21 protein-coding genes are annotated in these 22,698 nt (G+C 62.0%); 10 read left to right on the forward strand and 11 right to left on the reverse strand.

The window, feature by feature from the left end; all coding sequences use genetic code 11:
* Positions 1-248: 248 nt before the first annotated feature.
* Positions 249-1,691, forward strand: a complete 1,443-nt coding sequence (gene ascF, locus M2416_RS16835) for a PTS cellobiose/arbutin/salicin transporter subunit IIBC (RefSeq protein WP_259225912.1) — start codon at positions 249-251, stop codon at positions 1,689-1,691.
* 27 nt (positions 1,692-1,718) lie between these two features.
* Entirely contained in the window at positions 1,719-3,143 is a 1,425-nt protein-coding gene (locus tag M2416_RS16840; RefSeq protein ID WP_259225913.1) for a 6-phospho-beta-glucosidase, read from the forward strand.
* 262 nt (positions 3,144-3,405) lie between these two features.
* Here the strand turns inward: M2416_RS16840 and hycI are convergent, their stop codons facing one another.
* The 9 genes from hycI to hycA form a co-directional block, all read right to left on the reverse strand.
* On the reverse strand, positions 3,406-3,891 hold the full coding sequence (gene hycI / locus M2416_RS16845; RefSeq protein WP_115192051.1) for a hydrogenase maturation peptidase HycI: 486 nt from the start codon (positions 3,889-3,891) through the stop codon (positions 3,406-3,408).
* Positions 3,884-4,294, reverse strand: a complete 411-nt coding sequence (locus M2416_RS16850) for a formate hydrogenlyase maturation HycH family protein (protein WP_041146894.1) — start codon at positions 4,292-4,294, stop codon at positions 3,884-3,886. The genes hycI and M2416_RS16850 overlap by 8 nt, the downstream gene beginning before the upstream one ends.
* Positions 4,291-5,058 carry an NADH-quinone oxidoreductase subunit B family protein gene (locus M2416_RS16855; RefSeq protein ID WP_041146895.1) on the reverse strand — a complete coding sequence of 256 codons (768 nt, stop codon included), beginning with the start codon at positions 5,056-5,058 and terminating at the stop codon, positions 4,291-4,293. Before M2416_RS16855 ends, M2416_RS16850 begins: the two co-directional genes overlap by 4 nt.
* A complete protein-coding gene (locus M2416_RS16860) occupies positions 5,058-5,600 on the reverse strand; it encodes a formate hydrogenlyase complex iron-sulfur subunit (RefSeq protein ID WP_076946039.1) in 543 nt (180 codons plus the stop codon). The genes M2416_RS16855 and M2416_RS16860 overlap by 1 nt, the downstream gene beginning before the upstream one ends.
* Positions 5,601-5,609: 9 nt before the next feature.
* The gene (gene hycE, locus M2416_RS16865) at positions 5,610-7,319 is read right to left on the reverse strand and encodes a formate hydrogenlyase subunit HycE (RefSeq protein ID WP_045857645.1); all 1,710 of its coding nucleotides are present in this window, start codon (positions 7,317-7,319) and stop codon (positions 5,610-5,612) included.
* Between the two features lie 18 nt (positions 7,320-7,337).
* Positions 7,338-8,261, reverse strand: coding sequence for a respiratory chain complex I subunit 1 family protein (locus M2416_RS16870; protein WP_259225919.1), 924 nt, complete (start codon positions 8,259-8,261; stop codon positions 7,338-7,340).
* A gap of 2 nt (positions 8,262-8,263) precedes the next feature.
* Complete coding sequence (gene hycC / locus M2416_RS16875) at positions 8,264-10,090, reverse strand: formate hydrogenlyase subunit 3 (protein ID WP_259225923.1); 1,827 nt, start codon at positions 10,088-10,090, stop codon at positions 8,264-8,266.
* On the reverse strand, positions 10,087-10,695 hold the full coding sequence (locus M2416_RS16880; RefSeq protein WP_041146900.1) for a 4Fe-4S dicluster domain-containing protein: 609 nt from the start codon (positions 10,693-10,695) through the stop codon (positions 10,087-10,089). The genes hycC and M2416_RS16880 overlap by 4 nt, the downstream gene beginning before the upstream one ends.
* An 82-nt stretch (positions 10,696-10,777) precedes the next feature.
* Entirely contained in the window at positions 10,778-11,227 is a 450-nt protein-coding gene (gene hycA / locus M2416_RS16885) for a formate hydrogenlyase regulator HycA (protein ID WP_041146901.1), read from the reverse strand.
* 214 nt (positions 11,228-11,441) lie between these two features.
* On the opposite strand from hycA, the gene hypA reads away from it, so the two are divergent.
* From hypA to M2416_RS16925, 8 genes are all read left to right on the forward strand, one after another.
* Complete coding sequence (gene hypA, locus M2416_RS16890; RefSeq protein WP_041146902.1) at positions 11,442-11,792, forward strand: hydrogenase maturation nickel metallochaperone HypA; 351 nt, start codon at positions 11,442-11,444, stop codon at positions 11,790-11,792.
* 87 nt (positions 11,793-11,879) lie between these two features.
* Complete coding sequence (gene hypB / locus M2416_RS16895) at positions 11,880-12,752, forward strand: hydrogenase nickel incorporation protein HypB (RefSeq protein WP_259225934.1); 873 nt, start codon at positions 11,880-11,882, stop codon at positions 12,750-12,752.
* Entirely contained in the window at positions 12,743-13,015 is a 273-nt protein-coding gene (locus tag M2416_RS16900) for a HypC/HybG/HupF family hydrogenase formation chaperone (RefSeq protein WP_259225936.1), read from the forward strand. The genes hypB and M2416_RS16900 overlap by 10 nt, the downstream gene beginning before the upstream one ends.
* Positions 13,015-14,136, forward strand: a complete 1,122-nt coding sequence (gene hypD / locus M2416_RS16905) for a hydrogenase formation protein HypD (RefSeq protein ID WP_259225938.1) — start codon at positions 13,015-13,017, stop codon at positions 14,134-14,136. The genes M2416_RS16900 and hypD overlap by 1 nt, the downstream gene beginning before the upstream one ends.
* Complete coding sequence (gene hypE, locus M2416_RS16910; protein ID WP_076946031.1) at positions 14,133-15,143, forward strand: hydrogenase expression/formation protein HypE; 1,011 nt, start codon at positions 14,133-14,135, stop codon at positions 15,141-15,143. Before hypD ends, hypE begins: the two co-directional genes overlap by 4 nt.
* 231 nt (positions 15,144-15,374) lie before the next feature.
* Positions 15,375-17,447: a formate hydrogenlyase transcriptional activator FlhA gene (gene flhA / locus M2416_RS16915; RefSeq protein ID WP_259225948.1), complete on the forward strand. Its 2,073-nt coding sequence runs from the start codon at positions 15,375-15,377 to the stop codon at positions 17,445-17,447.
* 38 nt (positions 17,448-17,485) lie between these two features.
* Positions 17,486-17,914, forward strand: a complete 429-nt coding sequence (locus tag M2416_RS16920) for a TOBE domain-containing protein (RefSeq protein WP_259225950.1) — start codon at positions 17,486-17,488, stop codon at positions 17,912-17,914.
* A 116-nt stretch (positions 17,915-18,030) separates the two neighbouring features.
* Positions 18,031-18,978 (forward strand): alpha/beta hydrolase, encoded by a 948-nt coding sequence (locus M2416_RS16925; RefSeq protein WP_259225952.1) that lies wholly within the window; start codon positions 18,031-18,033, stop codon positions 18,976-18,978.
* Between the two features lie 60 nt (positions 18,979-19,038).
* On the opposite strand, the gene M2416_RS16930 is transcribed toward M2416_RS16925, so the two are convergent.
* Together M2416_RS16930 and M2416_RS16935 are read right to left on the reverse strand one after the other, a co-directional pair.
* Positions 19,039-20,439 (reverse strand): glycoside hydrolase family 1 protein, encoded by a 1,401-nt coding sequence (locus M2416_RS16930; protein ID WP_259225955.1) that lies wholly within the window; start codon positions 20,437-20,439, stop codon positions 19,039-19,041.
* A gap of 55 nt (positions 20,440-20,494) precedes the next feature.
* Positions 20,495-22,690, reverse strand: a complete 2,196-nt coding sequence (locus M2416_RS16935; RefSeq protein ID WP_374761797.1) for a CBM35 domain-containing protein — start codon at positions 22,688-22,690, stop codon at positions 20,495-20,497.
* Positions 22,691-22,698: the final 8 nt, after the last annotated feature.

The raw sequence follows: 22,698 nt of genomic DNA on the forward strand, positions 1-22,698 counted from the left end.
AAAAGATGCCCGCAGTGTACTGCACGCCCTGCCGTTTTACAGCCTTGACGCGCGCGCCGGGCAGATTCTTTTCTGCGGCATAAGCCGATCAAAATCACAAAACAGAAATATGATTTTTTTAGATCTTGTTTGCCCTGGTGAAACTCATCATGATTTTGTGGAACCGGTTTCCTACCTATGCACGCTGCCCTGCCGCTTTGCGGCGCGGTGAAAAGCCAGTACCCCATTGATAAACAGGATAAAATCCGATGTCTAAAAATTATGCAGCCCTGGCACAGCAGATCGTCTCGGCGATTGGCGGCGTTGATAACGTCACCGCCGTCACCCACTGCATGACCCGCCTTCGTTTCGTGGTCAAAGACAACGAGCGGGTGGATAGCGCGACCCTAAAAGAGCTGAAAGGCGTCCTGGGCGTCGTGCGCAGCGATAACCAGTGCCAGGTGATCGTCGGCAACACCGTCTCCCAGGCCTACCGCGAAGTAATGAGCCTGCTGCCGGGTGAGATGCGCCCGGCGGAGCCCGTGGGCAAGCCGCCGCTGACCTTCAGGCGGGTCGGCGCCGGGATCCTTGATGCGCTGATCGGCACCATGTCGCCGCTGATCCCGGCGATTATCGGCGGATCGATGGTCAAGCTACTGGCGATGATCCTCGAGATGAGCGGCGTCCTGCCGAAAGGCGCGCCGACGCTCACCATCCTGACGGTGATTGGCGACGGCGCCTTCTTCTTCCTCCCGCTGATGGTCGCCGCCTCCGCGGCGGTCAAATTCAAAACCAATATGTCGCTGGCAATTGCCATCGCCGGGGTGCTGGTGCATCCGAGCTTTATTGAGCTGATGGCCAAAGCCGCTCAGGGCGAGCACGTCGAGTTCGCCTTTATTCCGGTCACCGCGGTGAAATATACCTACACCGTGATCCCGGCGCTGGTGATGACCTGGTGCCTCTCTTATATCGAGCGCTGGGTCGACAGGATCACCCCGGCGGTGACGAAAAACTTCCTTAAGCCGATGCTGATCGTGCTGATCGCCGCGCCGCTGGCCATTCTGCTGATCGGCCCGCTCGGGATCTGGATCGGCAGCGCCATCTCGGCGCTGGTTTACACCGTACACCACTACCTCGGCTGGCTGTCGGTGGCGATTATGGGCGCCCTGTGGCCGCTGCTGGTGATGACCGGGATGCACCGCGTCTTTACGCCGACTATCATTCAGACCATTGCCGAAACCGGCAAAGAGGGGATGGTGATGCCGTCAGAAATCGGCGCCAACCTGTCGCTGGGCGGCTCGTCGCTGGCGGTGGCGTGGAAAACGAAAAACCCGGAGCTGCGCCAGACGGCGCTGGCGGCGGCAGCCTCGGCTATTCTGGCCGGGATCTCCGAGCCGGCGCTGTACGGGGTCGCAATACGGCTTAAACGCCCGCTGATCGCCAGCCTGATCAGCGGCTTTATCTGCGGCGCGGTAGCCGGTATCGCCGGGCTTGCCAGCCACTCAATGGCGGCACCGGGGCTGTTTACCAGCGTCCAGTTCTTCGATCCGGCGAATCCGATGACCCTCGTCTGGGTCTTCGGCGTGATGGCGCTGGCGGTGGTGCTGTCGTTTGTGCTGACCCTGCTGCTCGGCTTTGAGGATATCCCGGTGGAAGATGCCGCCGCCGATGCCCGACAGCGCCAGGCGACGGCCGAAGCATCGCACGCCTGAACATAATTTTTGACACAGAGGTAACGCATGGCGACTTTTCCAAACGGATTTTTATGGGGCGGCGCACTGGCCGCCAACCAGGCTGAAGGGGCATATCTGGAGGGCGGCAAAGGGCTGACCACCGTCGATACCCTTCCCCACGGCGCCAGGCGCCTGCCGGTCAAGCTGGGGCTGGAAAAGCGCTTTCAGCTGCGTGACGATGAGTTCTACCCCAGCCATACGGCGATCGATTTTTATCATCGCTATAAAGAGGATATCGCCCTGATGGCGGAGATGGGCTTTAGCGTATTTCGCACCTCTATTGCCTGGAGCCGCCTGTTCCCCAACGGCGACGAGCAGGAGCCGAATGCGCAGGGGATCGCCTTCTACCGCTCGCTGTTTGAGGAGTGTAAAAAGCACAATATCGAGCCGCTGGTGACCCTGTGCCACTTCGACGTGCCGATGCATCTGGTGACCGAGTACGGCTCGTGGCGCAATCGCAAAATGGTCGGGTTCTTCACCCACTACGCCCGCACCTGCTTTGAAGCCTTCGACGGGCTGGTGAAGTACTGGCTGACCTTCAACGAAATCAACATCATGCTCCATAGCCCCTACTCCGGCGCCGGCCTGGCGTTCGAAGAGGGGGAGAATCAGGATCAGGTGAAGTACCAGGCCGCGCACCACGAGCTGATTGCCAGCGCCCAGGTGACCAAAATCGCCCACGAGGTAAACGCGCAGAACCAGGTCGGCTGCATGATGGCGGGCGGCAACTTCTACCCCTGGTCCTGCAAGCCGGAAGATGTGTGGATGGCGCTGGAGAAAGATCGCGAAAACCTGCTCTTTATCGACGTGCAGGCGCGCGGCGCCTGGCCGGTATGGGCGGCGCGGATGTTCCGCGAGAAGGGCGTGACGATTGTCAAAGAGCCGGGCGACGACGAGATCCTGCGCAACACCGTCGATTTTGTCTCCTTCAGCTACTACGCCTCGCGCTGCGCCTCGGCGGAGATGAACGCCAGCAATACCAACGCGGCCAATATCGTGAAGTCGTTAAAAAACCCCTATATTCAGGCCAGCGAATGGGGCTGGGGAATCGACCCCCTCGGCCTGCGCATCACCATGAATATGATGTATGACCGCTACCAGAAGCCGCTGTTCCTCGTGGAAAACGGCCTCGGCGCGCGGGATGAAATCGACGCCAACGGCGAGATTAACGACGACTACCGCATCAGCTATCTGCGCGAGCACATCAAAGCGATGGGCGACGCTATCGAAGACGGTATTCCGGTAATGGGCTACACCAGCTGGGGCTGTATTGATCTGGTGGCCGCCTCCACCGGCGAGATGAGCAAACGCTACGGCTTCGTCTACGTTGACCGCGATGACGCCGGCAACGGTACCCTCGACCGTAAGCGCAAGAAGTCGTTCTGGTGGTATAAAAAGGTCATTGCCAGCAATGGGGAAGATTTGGCGTAGTGTGCCCCGCGGACTGAGGGAGCCTCAGCTTAACAAACACCTGCAACACGGAAATTTTCCCGGCTTGCGCTACGCTTAGCCGGGCTACAGGTTCATCAACGCCCGCGGACCGGTAGCCCGGACAGATGCGCAGCATCGCCTCCGGGACTGGCAAACGCTACGGGTGACAAAAGTCGTCGTAGCCCGGGTAAGGCGTTTACGCCGCGACCCGGGAAAAAAGTACGCTTGCTCCCCCAGGCCGAACTTCCGGCTCGCGCTGCGCTTAGCCGGGGAACGCCGGCTCCTCTGCGGCTTCAAGTGCCGCAAAACCGCCATTCCCCTGCCAGCCATCAAGCCGCGCGTACACCACCTCGACCGCGTCCTTAATCGGCTGGGTCATCGGATAGTAGAAGCCGACGATATCCGGCTGAATGCCTAAGAAAATCACCTCGCCAACGTCCTCTTTCAGCTGATCGATCAGATAATTGAGCGGCATATTGTGGGTGGTCATCATAAACATCTCGGCGATGTCGTCGGGATCGACGATGCGGATCTCGCCGGGGTTAAGCCCCATATCGGTGGCGTCGACGATCAGCAGGCGGTCGGGGCGCAGCTCGCGGATCGCGACGACGTCGTTTTCCGGGGCGCTGCCGCCGTCAATCACCACCCAGCCGCCCGTCGGGTTTGCCGCGCACATTTCCGCCAGCAGCGGACCCGCGCCGTCGTCGCCCATCATGCTGTTGCCCACGCAGAGTAAAACGTCAGTCACGGAGTCTCCTCACCATCAGATAGATGGCGCTTTCCTGGTGAATATCGTGAAGCATGCTGAGCATCAGCCTGCTCCACGCCTGCTGTGCCGGCGTCTGCCCGGCCTGCGCCTTATCGAAGGCGTTGGCCAGCATGGTGACGTGATTGCTGTCGATAACGATTTCGCCGTACTTCGGCACGCCTTCCATTTTACGCCGGGCGGTGCTGCCCGCCTCAAGGGTGGCGATCCACGCCAGGTACTCATCCCACGGGCAGCTCAGCGCCGTTTCCAGGCAGTCGATAACCCCGAGATGGTGACCAATCGCCAGGCTGTAATAGACAACCTGCTGCGCCTGGTCAGGCGTGGCGTCATTCTCATCGATAAATTTACGGCTCAGCTGGCTGAACACCACCGTTTCGCTCATCGGATGCGCGCCTCCTCAACCACCTGATTGAGATGGGTGACTATCTCGGTCAGACGCGGATCTTTTTCCGCCTCCAGCCAGCGCACAACCTGGCTGTCGCCCTGGCCGAGCAGGCGCATATAGTCATCGGCAATCTGCCGACCGTAGCGATAGCCCGCCAGGCGGCGCGCTTCGCGGTCGATGCGCACCCGCAGCGGCTGGACCATATTCGGATGCAGAATTTCCGCCGCCTTCTCATCCTGCTCGCCCGGCAGCCGGGCGTGAATTTTCTGCTCCAGCAGGCCCAGCGCCATGGCAAAGCCGTACAGCGTCGCCGCCGGCGTCGGCGGGCAGCCGGGAATATAGACGTCGACCGGCACAATTTTGTCGGTGCCGCCCCAGACGCAGTACAGATCGTGGAAGATGCCGCCGCTGTTGCCGCAGGCGCCGTAGGAGATGCAGATTTTCGGGTCCGGCGCAGACTGCCAGGCGCGCAGCGCCGGTGAGCGCATGGCGCGGGTCACCGCCCCGGTGAACAGCAGGATATCGGCGTGACGCGGCGACGGAACGACCTTTATTCCGAAGCGTTCGGCGTCAAACAGCGGCGAAAGGGTGGCAAAAATCTCAATCTCGCAGCCGTTGCAGCCGCCGCAGTCCACGCGGTACACGTAGGCGGAACGCTTAATACTCTTCAGCAGCGATGCCTTCATGCTGGCGATAGACTCATCTACCGTCATCGGCACAGGAATGCCGTTTTCATCGCGCGGGCCCAGTAAATTGCTCATCAGCTGGCCTCTCTCATATGGCGAGTCAGTTCAATACGATCGGACGGCACCAGGCACTTCTGGCGCTTGCACTCCGGGCAGGTCTCGAAGCTTTCGCGGTGCAGCTCGGCGCGGGTATCGCCGTTGTGCTCCAGCAGCGCGATGGCGTAATCGATCTCTTTTTGCACGGCGAAAGGACGCGCGCACGCCCGGCAGCGGCAAATATCAAAGCGCGACTGCTGGAGGAAATCCTCTTTCTTCCACACCGCCAGCTCGTACTCCTGCGAGAGCTTAATCGCCGCCGTCGGGCACACCTCCTCGCAGCGGCCGCAAAAGATGCAGCGCCCGAGGTTGAACTGCCACGCCAGCTGGTGAGTGACGAGGTCGGTCTCCACCGTCAGGGCATTCGACGGGCAGGCGTTAACGCAGGCCGCGCAGCCGATGCACTGCTGGGGGCTGTGCTCCGGCTTGCCGCGGAAGTTTTTATCTACCGGCATCGGCTCCAGCGGGTAAGCGTGCGTCGCGGCGCCGGTCTTAATGACTTTTTTGATAAAGGTAAACATGGCGGCTCCTTATTTCAGCGGCGAGTTTTTACGCTCGATGCTGTAGCGCTCCAGCTCTTTGTACGGCACCACTTTGCTTTTCTTCTTCCGCACGTCGACCACGGTCATTCGGTCGGTACAGGAGTAGCAGGGATCGAGGCTGCCGATAATCAGCGGCGCATCGGAAACGGTGTTGCCGCGCAGCATATAGCGCAGGGTCGGCCAGTTGGCGTAGGTCGCCGCCCGGCAGCGCCAGCGGTAGAGCTTCTGGTTGTCGCCGGTCATGCTCCAGTGGATATCATCCCCGCGCGGCGCTTCCGAGAAGCCCAGCGCAAAACGGTGTGGGATATAGGTGAAGCCGTCCACCATCAGCGGGCCGCCCGGCAGATTGTCGAGGCCAAAGTCGATCATATTCAGCGCGGTGTAGACCTCGTTGATGCGCACCTTGAGGCGCGAAATCACGTCGCAGCCCTGCTCGCTGTGCACTTCCATCGGCAGCAGGCCGTAGCCGACGAACGGATGGTCGGCGCGGGTATCGCGCGCGTGGCCGCTGGCGCGCACCATCGGGCCAACGTTGCTGAAGTCGCGGGCGATTTGCGGGTCGAGGCGGCCGATGCCGACGGTGCGCTGCGCCATGTTCGGCGTGCTGAGCAGCATTTCCACCAGCTCCTGCACGTCGCGGCGCATCTGCTGCGCCAGCTGGCGGGTCTGGATCATATCCTCTTTCAGCAGGTCGCGACGGATGCCGCCAATCAGGTTCAGGCCGTAGGTTTTACGCGCCCCGGTGAGGATCTCCGCCATTTTCATCGACGTCTCGCGCACGCGGAAGAACTGCATAAAGCCGGAGTCGAAGCCGGTGAAGTGGCAGGCGAGGCCGAGGTTGAGCAGGTGCGAATGCAGACGCTCCACCTCCAGCAGAATGGCGCGGATCATCTGCGCCCGCTCCGGCACTACGATGCCCATCGCGTTCTCAACCGAGGTGGTGTAGGCGGTGCTGTGGGCAAAGCCGCAGATGCCGCACACCCGGTCGGAGAGGAAGGTCACTTCGTTGTAGCCCATCCGGGTTTCCGCCAGCTTCTCCATCCCGCGATGGACGTAGAACAGGCGGTAGTCGGCGTCGATAATATTTTCGCCGTCAACGAACAGGCGGAAGTGGCCCGGCTCATCGGAGGTGACGTGCAGCGGGCCAATCGGCACCACGTTATTCTTCTTACTGCCCAGCTCGTTAATGAACTCGTAGGTTTCCGCATCGGTGGTCGGCGCCGGGCGCTGACGGTAATCCATGCTGTCTTTGCGCAGCGGGTAGAGTTCGTCCGGCCAGTCGTCCGGCAGCACCAGACGGCGCTCGTCCGGCAGGCCAACCGGCAGCAGGCCGTACATGTCGCGCACTTCGCGCTCGCCCCATACCGCCGCGGGCACCCGCGGCGTCACCGACGGATATTCCGGCTTATTGGCGTCCACTTCCACGCGCACGGTTATCCAGCATTTGGTCCCCTGCTCCATCGACAGCACGTAGTAAACAGCATAGTGGCCGTTGAGCTTGCGCTCGTCGTTGCCGAACAGCACCGACAGCCAGCCGCCCTGCCGGTAGTAGAGAAACTCCACCACTTCCGGGAGATAGTTGATCTTCACCGTGACGGTGAGCTGATCGTTGGTCTGCCAGGCCTCGTCCAGCACCACGCCCGGGAAGGCCTGATGCAGCGCGGCGAGATAGCGTTGACCCGGTTTTTCTTCGTTCATATATAAAACTCTCTTAAATCACGCCACCAGCAAGGAGACGAAGGCTAAAAAGGCAAAGCCAAAACCGGCCCAGGTAACGCGGGACGTGGCACAAAAGCGCAGGCGCGCCATGCTGTTTTCAAACAGGGCAATAATCAGGACGCCGGCCACCAGCTTGACGACCGCGACGACCAGCGCCAGCAGCAGCCCGCCGATGCTAAAGCTGGTCATCTGCCCCCACGGAATAAACACGCCGACAAACATCTGCAGGACCACCAGCTGCTTGAGGCTAATCCCCCATTTCAGCACCGCGAAGCCGCTGCCGCTGTATTCGGTCAGCGGCCCTTCCTGCAGCTCCTGCTCCGCCTCGGCAAGGTCGAACGGCAGCTTGCCCATTTCGATAAAGGTGGCAAAAGCGCAGGCGGCCAGCGCGAGGAGCAGCGGAATGCTGCGCGCGGCGGGCCAGTGGTAGACGGTGTCGGTGATGCTGCTGATATGGGTTGAGCCGGCAACCTGCGCCGCCACCCACAGTCCCAGCAGCAGAATCGGCTCCACCAGCACGCCGAGCATCGCTTCACGGCTGGCGCCGATGGCGGTAAACGGGCTGCCGGTGTCGAGCCCGGCGATCGCAAAGAAGAAGCGGGCGATGGCAAACAGATAGATCAGCGTAATCAGGTCGCCCAGCCCCGCCATCGGCGAGTCTACGGTGACCACCGGCAGCGCGGTGGCGATGGTCAGCATCACGCCGACCATCACGTAGGGCATCAGGCGGAATACCCAGCCGGAGGCGTCTGGGCCGATACTCTGGCGCCCCAGCAGCTTGATAATGTCCCGATACTCCTGCAGCACGCCCGGCCCGCGGCGGTTATGCAGACGGGCGCGGGCAACGCGGGTGATGCCGGACAGCAGCGGCGCGGCGGCAAACAGCACCAGCGCCTGCAACAATGCAACGAATACGCTCATTCTCAGGCTCCTCGTGAAATGACAATAACCACCAGCACCGCCAGCTCAATCAGCGCAACGCTGCGCAGCAGCGCGGGCGCGGAGCCGCTGTGCCAGCCGGGGATCAGGCGTACCGGGTTTAGCCAGTGGCGCAGCTTGAGCAGCGGGGCAAAAGCCTCTTTGACCGGCATCGCGAAGCCGTGAGCGGTCACCACCATCGATTTCTCATGGTCGTAGCCGCAGACCCAGGCCGCGCCGCGGGAGCGCGACGGCAGGCGGTCGCCTTTGAAGAAAATCATCAGCAGCAGCGGCAGCAGCGGGCAGGCGATCAGCAGAATGGCGATCGGCGGCTGCGACACCACGCTCGCGACCTGAGCCTGGGCCGGCACCACGCCGCCCACCAGCGGCAGAAGCCACGGCGCGGCCACCCCGCCAATCACGCAGCAGAGCGCGGAAAGCACCACGCTGAAGGTCATCAGCCACGGGGCGCAGGTGGCGTTTTCCGCCTGCTGGCTCCGCGGCGCGCCGAGGAAGGTGACGCCGTAGACTTTGGCCATGCACATCACCGCCAGAGCGCCGGTCATCGCCAGGCCCACAGCCAGCATTGGCCCCAGCAGGCGGCCGATAAACGCCCCGCCGGTGCTGAGCTTAAAGAACGACTGATAGATAACCCACTCGCCGGCAAAGCCGTTCAGCGGCGGCAGCGCCGCCATCGCCATCAGGCCCACCAGCATAGAGAGCGAAATCAGCGGCATTCTTTTACCGATGCCGCCGAGCTTTTCGATATCGCGGTGGCCGGTGCGGAACCACACCGCCCCGGCGCCAAGGAACAGCGTGGTTTTGAACAGACCGTGGTTGATCAGGTGATACATCCCGCCGATAAAGCCCAGCACCATCAGGCTGGCGTTATTGAGGGCCACGCCGGTGACGAAGGCGCCGAGCCCCAGCAGGATGATGCCGATATTTTCCAGGCTGTGGTACGCCAGCAGGCGCTGGATGTTGTGCTCCATCAGCGCGTAGAGCCCGCCGATAAAGGCGGTGATCATCCCCAGTACCAGCAGCAGCACGCCCCACCACAGCGGCGGCACGCCGCCGGCCAGGGAGACCGTCAGGATGCCGAACAGCCCCACCTTCATCACCACAGTGGAGAACAGCGCGGCGGCCGGCGCGCTGGCGTCGGCGTGGGCCTGCGGCGCCCAGCCGTGCAGCGGAATGACTCCCGCCAGCAGCGCAAAGCCTACCAGCGCCGGGAGCCACAGCAGCATCTGCTGCGGGGCGCCGGCGGCCAGCAGGCTAATCTGCGCCAGATCGAGCGTGCCGTAAAACGACCACACCAGCCAGCAGCTCCACGCCAGCAGCAGCGTGCCGAAGCGGCCCAGCGCAAACCACAGCTTGCCGGACTGCGCGCAGCCGGTGAGGAAGGCGCCGCACAGGGCCATAATTTCCGCCATCACCACCAGGCTGCCGAAGCTGGTCGTCACGACGGCGCAGGTGGCGGCCGACAGCAGCAGGTTGACCAGCAGGCCGTTTGCTTTTACCTCTGGATGACGGTGCCAGGAGATATTAAATAGCGAAATCGGCAGCGCCGAGAGGCCGATGGCCAGCAGCCACAGGGCGTTAATCCCGCTAATCCGAATCGGCAGGGAGAGCATCTGCAGCATCCCGGCGCTCACCCGGCCCGGCATCAGCAGCGTCCCCATTCCGACGACGATCAGCATCGCGCTGGCTACCGCCCCGCCGATCCCGGCAATCGCGCCGCTGAGCGGCTTTCTCACGCTAAAGAGCAGCGCCAGCACGGCGCTGACGGCGTACCAAACCACCGCCTGATTGACTAAAGAGATGATGTTCACTTCACGCCCCCCTGTTGCGCCTGAAACAGCGACAAATCGCCGAGGTCGGCATTAAAAGTCAGCTCGCGCTTGCGCCTGCTGGCCTGGGCGATATCGCGGATATCCACCAGCAGCAGCGCCTTTGTCGGGCAGGTACGCACGCAGGCGGGCCCCTGCTCATCGAAATGGCACAGATCGCATTTCACCGCGATGGCGCGCACGCCGGGTACCCAGTCGAGCAGCGAACTGACGCGGGCGGGCGCGGGCGGCGCGGCGGGCGCCAGCGGCGTATTGGCGTTTGCCGGAATATCCAACGGCCGGCTGCCGGAAAATTCGATCGCGCCAAACGGGCAGGCGATGCCGCACAGCTTGCAGCTTACGCACAGGCTTTCGTTTAGCTGGACCGCGCCGTCGATGCGGTTAATGGCGTTAACCGGACACACCGCGGCGCAGGGGGCGTCTTCGCAGTGGTGGCACATCTGCGGCGCAGATTCTTTTTCATTACGCATGACCTGCAGTCGCGGCATCGCCTGCAGGCCCTGCTGGCGATGCGTCTCAGCGCATGCGGCTTCGCAGGTGCGACAGCCGATACAGACGGTGGAGTCAGCAATTACAAAACGGTTCACCGGGTCTTCCTCGGGTGAAAGTCATTTTTGACGAAATCAGGTGGTGCAGATGTCATTTTCGACACTCGTCGACACCTTGCGCTTAGTGGGCCCGCTGCAGATGGCTTAAATCCACCGGCTGGTCCTGTTCCATGGCCTCATACAGGCGGTCGTACACGGTCGCCACGATCGCCAGATAGTGCTCCAGCACCTGCTCGCGGGAGCGGTTGCTGATGCGCCCGTCGACGGTGCCGTCGGAGGCCAGCGTCGCCTGCGCAATCAGGCGCTTATCTTCGCCATTTTTGCTTTCTACGTAGTATTCGATGGTGTGGCTGTTAAAGCCTTCCGCCAGCGCGACAAACACCTGAAAGTGGCCGAACAGCACGAAGCACAGCTCTTTGTCCGGCGCGCAGCTCATCGCATGATGCAGGCGCGCTTTCGACAGGGTGATGCCCTGAACCAACGAGTTGCAGTAGGTGTGCCACTGCTCCTGATGCTGGCGGTGACGATCGGCGATGTAGTCCGCCTTTTCACTTATTTCCCAAATAGTCATCTCGGATCCCCCGGTTGCATGAGATGCACTGCACAAGCATTTTCCATGCCAGTTTTTATATTATTGATATTTAAAGAAATTAATAAAAACAGGGGCCTTCAGCGACATGTCGATGACGTCACCAGGCCATCGTCATCGACAGTTTCTCCGACCGTACCGATGCCCTGGCATCGTTATTGCATATACGGTCAATTACGGCGATGTGGAGGCCACCATGCACGAAATCACTCTTAGCCAGCGGGCGCTGGAAATTATTGAACAGCAGGCGCAGCAGGCCGGCGCGCGGCGGGTCAGCGGCGTGTGGCTCAAGGTTGGGGCCTTTTCCTGCGTCGAGGCCAGCGCGCTGACCTTCTGCTTTGAGCTGGTGTGCCGCGGCACGCTGGCGGAAGGCTGCGAGCTGCATATCGCCGAGCAGCAGGCCGAATGCTGGTGTGAGTCCTGCCAGCAGTACGTGCAGCTGATCTCTCAGCACGTGCGGCGCTGCCCGCAGTGTCAGAGCGACGGGCTGCAGATAGTGGCGGACGACGGCTTACAGATTCAAAGAATAGAAGTGATCCCCGCCTGATTCGGCCGGGATCGCGGCGGCCGACGCGCGAGCGCGGCCAGCACAGAAACAACGTGCAGTATGACGGGATAGATCAGGAGTAAAACTATGTGTACCACCTGCGGCTGTGGGGAAGGCAACCTTTATATAGAAGGTGATGAACGTAACCCCCACTCGGCATTTCGCAGCGCCCCCTTCGCGCCGGCCACGCGCCAGCCGATGACCATTACCGGCGTCAAAACCGACGGCTTTACCCCCAGCCGCTCTGCCGAGGGCGACCTGCACTACGGCCACGGCGAGGCGGGTACCCATGCGCCGGGAATAAGCCAGCGTAAAATGCTGGAGGTTGAAATTGACGTGCTGGATAAAAACAACCGCCTGGCCGCCCGCAACCGCACCCGCTTTGCGGCCAAAGACCAGCTGGTGCTGAACCTGGTCTCCAGCCCCGGCTCCGGTAAAACCACCCTGCTGAGCGAAACCCTGCTGCGCCTGAAGGCGAAAAGCGCCTGCGCGGTGATTGAAGGCGACCAGCAGACGGTCAACGACGCGGCGCGCATCCGCGCCACCGGCACGCCGGCCATTCAGGTCAACACCGGCAAGGGCTGCCACCTCGACGCGCAGATGATCGCCGAGGCCGCTCCGCGCCTTGAGCTTGCCGATGGCGGCATCCTGTTTATTGAAAACGTCGGTAACCTGGTGTGCCCGGCGAGCTTCGATCTCGGCGAGCGGCACAAGGTCGCGGTCCTGTCGGTAACCGAAGGTGAGGACAAGCCGCTGAAGTACCCGCATATGTTCGCCGCCGCCAGCCTGATGCTGCTGAACAAAATCGATCTCCTGCCGTACCTCAACTTTGACGTTGAGCAGTGCCTCGCCTGCGCGCGGGAGGTGAACCCCGAGATTGAGATAATCCTGCTTTCCGCCACCAGCGGCGAGGGCATGGAGCAGTGGCTCAGCTGGCTGGAGGCGCAGCAATGTGCATAGGCGTTCCGGGACAAATTTGCGCCATTGAGGGCAGCCAGGCCAGGGTCGAAGTCTGCGGCATCCAGCGCGAGGTCGACCTGACCCTGGTGGGCGCCGTCGATGAGCTGGGCCAGCCGCGGCTCGGCCAGTGGGTGCTGGTGCACGTCGGCTTCGCCATGAGCGTCATTAATGAAGCCGAGGCCCGCGATACCCTCGCGGCGCTGCAAAATATGTTTGAGGTCGAGCCGGACGTCGGCGCCCTGCTGTTCGGCGAGGAGCGATAATGCGTTTCGTTGATGAATACCGCGCGCCGGAGCAGGTGCTGCAGCTGGTGGAACACCTGCAGGAGCGCGCTCACCTGCTGCCGCATACCGCCGCCCGCCCGCTGCGGATTATGGAGGTCTGCGGCGGCCATACCCACGCCATCTTTAAGTTCGGTCTCGACCAGCTGCTGCCGGAAAATATCGAATTTATCCACGGCCCCGGGTGCCCGGTCTGCGTCCTGCCGATGGGCCGCATTGACGCCTGCATTGAGATTGCCGGCCGTCCGGGGGTTATTTTCTGCACCTTCGGCGACGCGATGCGCGTCCCGGGAAAAAATGGCTCCCTGCTGCAGGCAAAATCGCGCGGCGCCGACGTGCGCATCGTCTATTCGCCGGTTGATGCCCTCAGGCTGGCGCAGCAAAACCCCGACCGCGAGGTGGTATTCTTCGGGCTGGGCTTTGAAACGACCATGCCCGCCACCGCGCTGACCCTGCGCCAGGCGCGCGAACGCGGCGTCGAAAACTTCTTCTTTTTCTGCCAGCACATCACCCTGCTCCCGACCCTGCGCAGCCTGCTCGATACTGCGGACAACGGTATCGACGCCTTCCTCGCCCCCGGCCACGTCAGCATGGTCATTGGTACCGAAGCCTACGGGTTTATCGCCAGCGACTACCGCCGACCGTTAGTGGTCGCTGGATTCGAACCTCTTGATCTACTGCAAGGCGCGGTGATGCTGGTTGAGCAGACAATAGCGCGGTGCAGTCAGGTCGAGAACCAGTATCGTCGCGTGGTCCCTGATGAAGGTAACCCCCTGGCGCAGCGGGCGATTGCCGAGGTGTTCTGCCTCTCCGGCGACAGCGAATGGCGCGGGCTTGGGGTTATCAGCGATTCCGGCGTTCGGCTGACGCCTGAGTATCAGCGTTTCGACGCCGAAGCCCATTTTCGCCCAACGCCGCAGCGCGTCTGCGACGACCCGCGAGCCCGCTGCGGCGAGGTGCTGACCGGGCGCTGCAAACCGCATCAGTGTCCGCTATTCGGCCAGGTCTGTAATCCGCAAAGCGCGTTCGGCGCGCTGATGGTCTCATCAGAAGGCGCCTGCGCCGCCTGGTATCAATATCGCAGTCAGGAAAACGAAGCATGAAAAGCATCCAGTTAGCGCACGGCAGCGGCGGTCAGGCGATGCAGCAGCTGATCGCCTCCCTGTTTATGCAGGCCTTCGCCAACCCGTGGCTGGCGGAGCAGGAGGATCAGGCGCGGCTTGACCTGGCGCAGCTTGCCGCCCAGGGCGATCGCCTCGCCTTCTCCACCGACGGCTACGTTATCGATCCGCTGTTCTTTCCCGGCGGCGATATCGGCAAGCTGGCGGTGTGCGGCACCGCTAACGACGTGGCGGTGAGCGGTGCCCTGCCGCGCTACCTCTCCTGCGGATTTATTCTCGAAGAGGGGCTGGAGATGGCCACCCTCGAGAAGGTGGTTAACAGCATGGCGCAGACCGCGCAGGCGGCGGGCATCGCCATCGTCACCGGCGATACCAAGGTCGTGCCGCGCGGGGCGGCGGATAAGCTGTTTATCAATACCGCCGGGATTGGCGCAATCCCCTCGGCGATCCGCTGGGGAGCGCGGCAGATTGCGCCCGGCGACGTGCTGCTGGTCAGCGGCACGCTGGGGGATCACGGGGCCACCATTCTCAATTTACGCGAAGGGCTCGGGCTGGACGGGGCGCTCGCCAGCGACTGTGCGGTACTCACCCCGCTGATTCAGTCGCTGCGCGACCTTCCCGGAGTGAAAGCGCTGCGCGATGCCACCCGCGGCGGCGTTAACGCGGTAGCCCATGAGTTTGCCGCCACCAGCGGCTGCGGGATTGAGCTGAATGAACGCGAGCTGCCGGTCAACGATACCGTTCGCGGCGTTTGCGAACTGCTGGGGCTCGATGCCCTTAACTTTGCCAACGAAGGCAAGCTGGTTATCGCCGTCGCTCGCGATGCGGCGGAAGCGGCGCTGGCCCGGCTGCGGGCCCACCCGCTTGGCCGCCACGCGGCGATTGTTGGCGAAGTGGTTGCGCGCAGCGGCGTGCGGTCAGTCGGCCTGTACGGCGTTAAGCGCACGCTGGATCTTCCTCACGCCGAGCCGCTGCCGAGAATTTGTTAACGGTGCGGGCCCCCGGATTGCGGCTAACGCCTTATCCGGGCTACAACACTGCGCCCACCTGTAGCCCGGCTAAGCGCAGCGCGAGCCGGGAAAAGCCAGCATGATTATCCAGCCCAAACCAGCGGGCACCCACGGATGGGTTAATGGCGGTCACAACCGCTTTATTAACAGACTATTATTTGTGTCATCACTTTCTTCTGCGCCGCTTTGCGGCGCTTTTGGACTTAAGCAATGTCGTATACACCGTTGGGCGATTTTGGACAGCAGGGTCTGTTCGACATCACCCGAGTTTTATTACAGCAGCCCGATCTAGCCGCGCTGAGCGAAACGCTGACGCGTCTGGTCAGACAGTCCGCGCTGGCGGATCGCGCCTCTATTCTTCTGTGGAACGCCGGCAATCACCGGGCGGCCAGATACGCCTGCGACGAAGCAGGCCTGCCGGTGAGCTACGAAGATGAGACCGTACTCGCTCACGGGCCGGTGCGGCGCCTGCTCTCGCGCCCCGACGCGCTGCACTGCGACCGCGCCACCTTTGTCGAAGCCTGGCCGCAGCTGGCCGATAGCGGCCTCTACCCGTCGTTCGGCTATTACTGCCTGCTGCCGCTGGCGGCAGAGGGCCGCATCTTCGGCGGCTGCGAATTTATCCGCAACGATGCCCGTCCGTGGACGGAAAAAGAGTATCAGCGCCTGCACACCTTCACGCAGATCGTCGCCGTGGTCACCGAGCAGATCCAGAGCCGGGTCAGCAATAACGTTGATTACGATCTGCTGTGCCACGAGCGCGATAACTTCCGCATTCTGGTTGCCATCACCAACGCCGTGCTCTCCCGGCTGGATATCGACGAGCTGGTCAGCGAGGTCGCCAAAGAGATCCACCGCTATTTCCGCATCGACGCCATCAGCGTGGTGCTGCGCAGCGGCCGCAAAGGCAAGCTGAACATCTACTCGACCCACTACCTCGACGCCAGCCATCCGGTGCACGACCAAAGCGAGGTCAACGAAGCCGGGACGCTGACCGAGCGGGTGTTCAAAAGCAAAGAGATGCTGCTGCTCAATCTGCACGAGCACGACTCCCTGGCGCCGTACGAAAAAATGCTCTTCGAGATGTGGGATAACCAGATTCAGACCCTGTGCCTGCTGCCGCTGATGTCCGGTAATACCCTGCTTGGGGTGCTGAAGCTGGCGCAGTGCGATGAGAAGGTCTTCACCACCACCAACCTGAAGCTGCTGCGCCAGATCGCCGAGCGCGTGTCGATCGCCGTCGATAACGCGCTGGCGTACCGCGAGATCCAGCGCCTGAAAGAGCGGCTGGTGGATGAGAACCTCGCGCTGACCGAGCAGCTCAACAACGTCGAGAGCGAGTTTGGCGAGATAATCGGCCGCAGCGAAGCGATGCACAGCGTGCTCAAGCAGGTCGAAATGGTGGCGCACAGCGACAGCACCGTGCTAATCCTCGGCGAAACCGGCACCGGTAAAGAGCTGATTGCCCGCGCGATCCATAACCTCAGCGGCCGCAACGCCCGGCGGATGGTGAAAATGAACTGCGCGGCGATGCCCGCCGGGCTGCTGGAGAGCGACCTGTTTGGCCACGAGCGCGGGGCCTTTACCGGCGCCAGCGCCCAGCGTATCGGTCGTTTTGAGCTGGCGGACAAAAGCTCGCTGTTTCTCGATGAGGTCGGCGATATGCCGGTTGAGCTGCAGCCGAAGCTGCTGCGCGTGCTGCAGGAGCAGGAGTTTGAGCGCCTCGGCAGCAATAAGCTGATCCGCACCGACGTGCGGCTGATCGCCGCGACCAACCGCGATCTCAGGCAGATGGTCGCCGATCGCGAGTTCCGCAGCGATCTCTACTACCGGCTCAACGTTTTCCCGATCCACCTTCCGCCGCTGCGCGAGCGTCCGGACGACATACCGCTGCTGGTCAAAGCCTTCACCTTTAAAATTGCCCGCCGACTGGGGCGCAATATCGACAGCATTCCGGCGGAAACCCTGCGCACCCTGAGCCGCATGGAGTGGCCGGGCAACGTCCGCGAGCTGGAAAACGTCATTGAGCGCGCGGTGCTGCTGACCCGCGGCAGCGTGCTGCAGCTGTCGATGCCCGAGCTGAACATCGAGCCGGAGCCGATGGCGGCAGAAATTCTGCCGCAGGAGGGCGAGAACGAGTATCAGCTTATCGTGCGGGTGCTGAAAGAGAGCAACGGCGTGGTTGCCGGCCCCAAAGGCGCCGCCCAGCGGCTGGGCCTAAAGCGCACCACCCTGCTGTCTCGCATGAAAAGATTGGGCATTACCAAAGATGAGCTAGTATAGGTTCGACACGCACTCAACCAGCTACACAAGGAGATTCTATGGCGGTATCAGCACGTAATCAGCTCACCGGCACGGTGAGCGCAGTGGCCACGGGCGCAGTGAACGATGAGGTTGAATTAACCCTCGCGGGCGGCGCAAAGCTGGTGGCTATTGTCACCCACAGCAGCAGGGAGGCGCTGGGCCTGGCCGCAGGAAAAGAGGCCATCGCGCTGATTAAAGCGCCGTGGGTCACCCTCGCCACCGAAGACTGCGGCCTCAGGTTCTCCGCGCGCAACCAATTTGCCGGCAGCGTGACCCGCGTAACGCAGGGCGCGGTCAACGACACCGTACATATTCAAACCGATGCCGGTTTTGAGGTTGTCGCGGTTGTCACCAACGAAAGCCAGCAGGAGATGCAGCTCGCCCAGGGCAGCCGCGTGATTGCGCTGATCAAGGCCTCGGCAATTCTGATCGCCACCCGCGCCTGAGTCAGATAAGAAACGCCGTTTCATTTCACTTTAAGTGAAACGGCGTTCTGTGAGGCAACTCGCGTTAGCCGCCGCTAATCAATGATAAATAAGCATTTTCCATAACGGAGATGCTCATGACGCGTTTACCTCTGACGGCGGCCGTCGCGCTGCTTTTATCTTCTCAGGCGGCGCTGGCCGCGCTGCCGACGCTGACGGTTTGGCCCGACGGCGAAGCCCCCGGCGCCAAAAACAGCCCTGCCCGCTACGCCCTCGTCGATCGCAGCCAGGACCCGGCGCTGCCCGACCGCGCCGTCACCGGCATTCGGGCGCCGGAAATTACCGTCTATGCGGCGGAAAAACCCAACGGCATTGCGCTGCTGGTCACCCCCGGCGGCTCCTATCAGCGGGTGGTGCTGGATAAAGAGGGCAGCGACCTCGCCCCCGTTTTCAACGCCGAGGGCTACACCCTGTTTGTGATGACCTATCGGATGCCGGCAGATGGCCACGCGGAGGGCAGCGACGCGCCGCTGGCCGACGCCCAGCGCGCGCTGCGTCTTCTGAGGGCGCGCGCCGCCGACTGGCATATCGACCCGCACAAAATTGGCGTCATGGGCTTTTCCGCCGGCGGTCACGTCGCGGCCAGCCTGGAGACCCGCTACAACGAGCCGGTATATACCGCCGTGGATGCTATCGACGGGCAGAGCGCGCGCCCGGACTTCGTGGTGCTCGGCTATCCGGTAATCTCTATGGATCCCACGATTGCCCACCCCGGCTCGCGCCGGGCGCTGATTGGCGAGGAACCGACGGCGGAACGGCTGCACCGCTATTCGCCGGAGCAGAACGTCACCCCGGAGACGCCGCCGACCTTTATCCTGCATGCGGTGGACGACCCGTCGGTGCCGGTAGATAACTCGCTGGCGATGTTTAACGCGCTGCGCGCCCAGCGGGTGCCGACGGAGCTGCATCTGTTTGCCGAGGGCAAGCACGGCTTCGGGATTCGCGGGGCCCGAGGACTGCCCGCCGCCGAATGGCCCCGGCTGGCGATGAACTGGATAGCCTCGCTGCCGGCGGTAAAAAAGTAGCCCCTTTCAGAGCACAACCCCGGAGAGGGCGTTGCCGCAATCCGGGGCCCGTGCGCAGGGCTATTTTTCGACCGTAAATCCGTTACCGGCGGCCAGCTCGGCAAACCACAGCGCGTTGCGCTTGATCTGCCGCTCGCCGGTTTGCAGATTGAGCCGCCAGAAACCGTAGCGCCGCTTGAAGGCGTTAATCCACGACCAGTTATCGATAAAGGTCCATTGATGCACGCCAAAGCAGCTGGCGCCGTCGGCAATAGCCCGATGCAGCTCAACCAGATGCTCCTCCATCAGGTTGATACGAAACGCGTCCTCAATCACCCCGTCCTCCCCCGGCTCCCCTTCGGACTGCAGATCCATAGCAATGCCGATTTCAGCGAGATACCACGGGATATTGCGGTAGTTGTCGCGGATATTAAGGGCAATATCGTAAATCGCCTGCGGCAGAATTTCGTTATTGTCGCGGTAGGGGTTAAAGCGCCCCTGCGGATTAACGTAGTTTTCGAAGTAAAACTCGGGGGTAAAATAGTCCAGCGTGTAGTCGCTCTCACGCGCCTGGACCCGGCGAGGAACGTAGTAGTTGACGCCGAGGAAATCGATGCGCGAGGAGGTTATCAGCTCGGCATCCCCTTTTGCGATTTCCGGCAGGCAGCCGTGTAGGGCAAGAATTTCGCACAGCTCCTTCGGGAACTGGTGCTTAACCAGCGGATCGAGGAAGCTGCGGTTAAAGAACAGATCCGCATACCAGGCGGCTTTTTTATCCTCCGCGCTGTCGCTGCGGGTATAGGAGGGCGTCAGGTTCAGCACCACGCCGATCTGACTCTCGAGCGCCAGCTCGCGGAACGCGCCCACCGCCTTCGCGTGGGCCAGCATGATGTTAAACGCCACCTGCGCCGCCAGCCTGCCGTCCTTTTTACACGGATAGTGGAAATCGTACAGATAGCCGCCCTCCACCGGAACAATCGGCTCGTTGAAGGTTATCCAGTACTTCACCTTATGGCCGAACAGCTCGAACGCGGTGCGGGCAAAGCGGGCGAAAAGCTCGACGACGTGGGCCGATTCAAAACCGCCGTACTGCTCCTGTAGCGCTTCCGGCATATCGAAGTGATAGAGGTTGATCATCGGCTCGATGCCGCTCTCGATCATCTCATCAAGGTAGTCGTTATAGAAACGCACCGCCGCCGCGTCGGGGGCACCGGTTTCAAAATCGGCGATCAGCCGCGACCACTGAATCGAGGTGCGAAAGGAGTTGAAGCCGGTCTGCTTCATCAACGCCACGTCCTGCGGATACTGGCGGTAGGTATCGCAGACGACCTGCGGGCCCACCTGCTGATAAAAACGCTCCGGCTGAGCGGCAAACCAGCTGTCCCAGATGGAACGATGCGGCTTGTCGGTTACGCCTTCCGTTTGCGGGCCGGATGCCGCCGCGCCCCAAAAAAAACCGTCCGGAAACTGATACCGGGTCATAACGCCTCCTGTAAGTTAAAAAAAGGCTGCGCGCAACCGGCGCAGCCAATAGGTACTACTCTGCAATCACTTCGATCGATTTGATAAACATATATCCCCAGTCGCCGGCAAATTTGCCAAAGTCGATGCGGTTGTCGCCAGCTTTCAGCTCCACCGGCACCTGCAGCTGCTGGCCCTGCTCATCGGTGGCCGGGAATTCGACCGCTATCGGCGCGCCGCCGTTAACGATAAACGAGTTTTTCTTACCGCCCCATTTGCCGTTAAAGGTCACCCGCAGCTGATACTTGCCGCTCCACGGCGCCGGCACCTGCCAGCTCACCCTGTCGCCATCGTTGGCAAAGGGCCCGAGGAAGCCGTCGGCGCCGGTCGTCAGCGCATCTTTCTCGCTGTTGGCCGCCACAATCTTGCCCCGGCTGACGTCAAAGATTTCGCCCGTAAAACGGCAGTAGTCGGCGGGTGCTTTGCCCGCGGCTTGCGCTACCGTTACCCTGACGGTTTTACGGCTTTTAAGCAGGCCGTCGTCGGCGGTCAGGGTCAGGGCGTACTCGCCGGGGGCGCTGAACCAGGCGCGGGTTTCTGCCCTATCGCTGGCGCAGAAATGGGCCTGCTCGTTGCCGCCGCTGCTCCAGCTGACCTTGACGCTATCGTCCGGAAGGGCGTCATCGCGCCAGCTGGCGGCAAGCAGCAGCCCCCGGTCCTGGGTGGTGGTTAAGGACTCGGGCAGATCCACCACCGGCGGCTGATTCTCCTGAGTGTGCTTAACGCTAATCACGTTGGAGGGGGCCGAGGTCCCGCTCTCATTTTTAGCCACCACCCGATAAAAGTAGGTATGACCCAGCTGCAAAGTGCGATAGCTATCGCGGAACAGATTCATGGTTAACGGATCCCACTCGTTCACGCCGTCGGAAATATCGCTCCCCACCACCTTCCACGGTCCTTTTGCCGACCCGGCGCGCTCCACGTCATAAGCGCGTCCCACCGCCGCCCCCATCCAGTTGATGGCAAACGGCGAGTCCGTCTCCCGCAGCTTCGGCGCGTCCGGCTTCGGCAGCGGCGGCGCGCTCTCCTGCCCGGCCATCTGCGCCGAGGCGGTTCGCACCAGGTTCACCACCTCCATCTCCTGGTTGGATTTTCCCTCCACCGGGAAGCCCGGCAGATGGTAGCTATAGTGGCCGGTTGACTCTTTATGCCAGTAGAAGCCGCCGTCATGACGATGGCCGCGGAAGCCCCAGATCAGCCCGCCCGCCGCCCGCGCGCCGTCGACCTCGCTGTGGACAATCGACTGCATAATGGCGTTGAGCTGCTGCGCATCCAGCAGGCCGAACTCGCCGACCATGTACACTTTTTTGCCGCCGGCCGAGCGCAGGTCCTTCTTCACCTGCTCAGGATGGTTGTTCTCGGCGTTGGTGTAGTAATGGTTGCTGACGATATCAACGTTGGGGTCGTTTAGAGCAAACTCGTTGATTTTCTTATAGGTGCCGTCAACCACCAGCTGATGCGGCGCCCACTTTTTGATCCACGCGGCGGTCTGCTGCAGGAACGCCGCGTTGGTATCCTCCAGTTCGTTACCGGTTTCCCAGGCCATAATGGCCTTTTCGTCATAGTAGGCGCGGCCGGTCACGCTGTTGGTCCGGGTGATCACCTGACGGATCACGTCGAGATAGGCCCGGTAGGTTTGACTGTCGGTGCGATAAAAGTCGGCCGGCTTTTCATGATAAAACGCCGCCAGCTGCTCGCGGCCGCCCCACCACCACCAGTGATCGATAAAAGGCAGGATCAGGCGCAGCCCCTGCTTGTCCGCTTCGGCAATCATATTGTCGTAAACCCGCATCGCCTTTTCGTTCAGGCGCGGCATGCCGTCCGCGGTTGCCGGCGCCAGGATATGCGTTTCGCGCCCGCAGGCCTTATCAAACTCCTGCTGAACGGAGAGGACGTACACGCGCTGCGCTTTCGCGCCGGTCTGCACCATCGCCCTGATCCAGTTCTCCTGCTCGTCGGCGGTCGGCCATCTGAAATACTGCCCCCAGCCGCGGGTATCGGCCCGGCACGGGCCGCGGGCATCGTCCTCAATGCGGTGTAGCTCCGGCGCATGAATTCCGGCAAAGCGGAAAACCTTGTCGCCATCCTTCAGCATCGCGCCATCGCGGGTAATAAAGTTCTCGAAGTGTGAGCGTTCTGCCGCCATGGCCCCGGCGCTTCCCAGGGCCGACAGCAGCGCTATCAGCACGACCTTTTTCACGGGATAAATCATCGTTTCGC

This window comes from Klebsiella sp. BIGb0132 (genome assembly GCF_024810075.1).
GTDB lineage: Bacteria > Pseudomonadota > Gammaproteobacteria > Enterobacterales > Enterobacteriaceae > Klebsiella > Klebsiella terrigena.

Coding starts and splice junctions, on each gene's coding strand:
- ascF (WP_259225912.1), top strand. CDS start 249: ATGTCTAAAAATTATGCAGCCCTGGCACAGCAGATCGTCTCGGCGATT.
- M2416_RS16870 (WP_259225919.1), bottom strand. CDS start 8,261: ATGAGCGTATTCGTTGCATTGTTGCAGGCGCTGGTGCTGTTTGCCGCC.
- flhA (WP_259225948.1), top strand. CDS start 15,375: ATGTCGTATACACCGTTGGGCGATTTTGGACAGCAGGGTCTGTTCGAC.
- hypE (WP_076946031.1), top strand. CDS start 14,133: ATGAAAAGCATCCAGTTAGCGCACGGCAGCGGCGGTCAGGCGATGCAG.
- hypB (WP_259225934.1), top strand. CDS start 11,880: ATGTGTACCACCTGCGGCTGTGGGGAAGGCAACCTTTATATAGAAGGT.
- hycE (WP_045857645.1), bottom strand. CDS start 7,319: ATGAACGAAGAAAAACCGGGTCAACGCTATCTCGCCGCGCTGCATCAG.
- M2416_RS16860 (WP_076946039.1), bottom strand. CDS start 5,600: ATGTTTACCTTTATCAAAAAAGTCATTAAGACCGGCGCCGCGACGCAC.
- M2416_RS16920 (WP_259225950.1), top strand. CDS start 17,486: ATGGCGGTATCAGCACGTAATCAGCTCACCGGCACGGTGAGCGCAGTG.
- hycA (WP_041146901.1), bottom strand. CDS start 11,227: ATGACTATTTGGGAAATAAGTGAAAAGGCGGACTACATCGCCGATCGT.
- M2416_RS16935 (WP_374761797.1), bottom strand. CDS start 22,690: ATGATTTATCCCGTGAAAAAGGTCGTGCTGATAGCGCTGCTGTCGGCC.
- M2416_RS16855 (WP_041146895.1), bottom strand. CDS start 5,058: ATGAGCAATTTACTGGGCCCGCGCGATGAAAACGGCATTCCTGTGCCG.
- M2416_RS16930 (WP_259225955.1), bottom strand. CDS start 20,439: ATGACCCGGTATCAGTTTCCGGACGGTTTTTTTTGGGGCGCGGCGGCA.
- M2416_RS16900 (WP_259225936.1), top strand. CDS start 12,743: ATGTGCATAGGCGTTCCGGGACAAATTTGCGCCATTGAGGGCAGCCAG.
- M2416_RS16925 (WP_259225952.1), top strand. CDS start 18,031: ATGACGCGTTTACCTCTGACGGCGGCCGTCGCGCTGCTTTTATCTTCT.
- hypA (WP_041146902.1), top strand. CDS start 11,442: ATGCACGAAATCACTCTTAGCCAGCGGGCGCTGGAAATTATTGAACAG.
- hypD (WP_259225938.1), top strand. CDS start 13,015: ATGCGTTTCGTTGATGAATACCGCGCGCCGGAGCAGGTGCTGCAGCTG.
- M2416_RS16840 (WP_259225913.1), top strand. CDS start 1,719: ATGGCGACTTTTCCAAACGGATTTTTATGGGGCGGCGCACTGGCCGCC.
- M2416_RS16850 (WP_041146894.1), bottom strand. CDS start 4,294: ATGAGCGAAACGGTGGTGTTCAGCCAGCTGAGCCGTAAATTTATCGAT.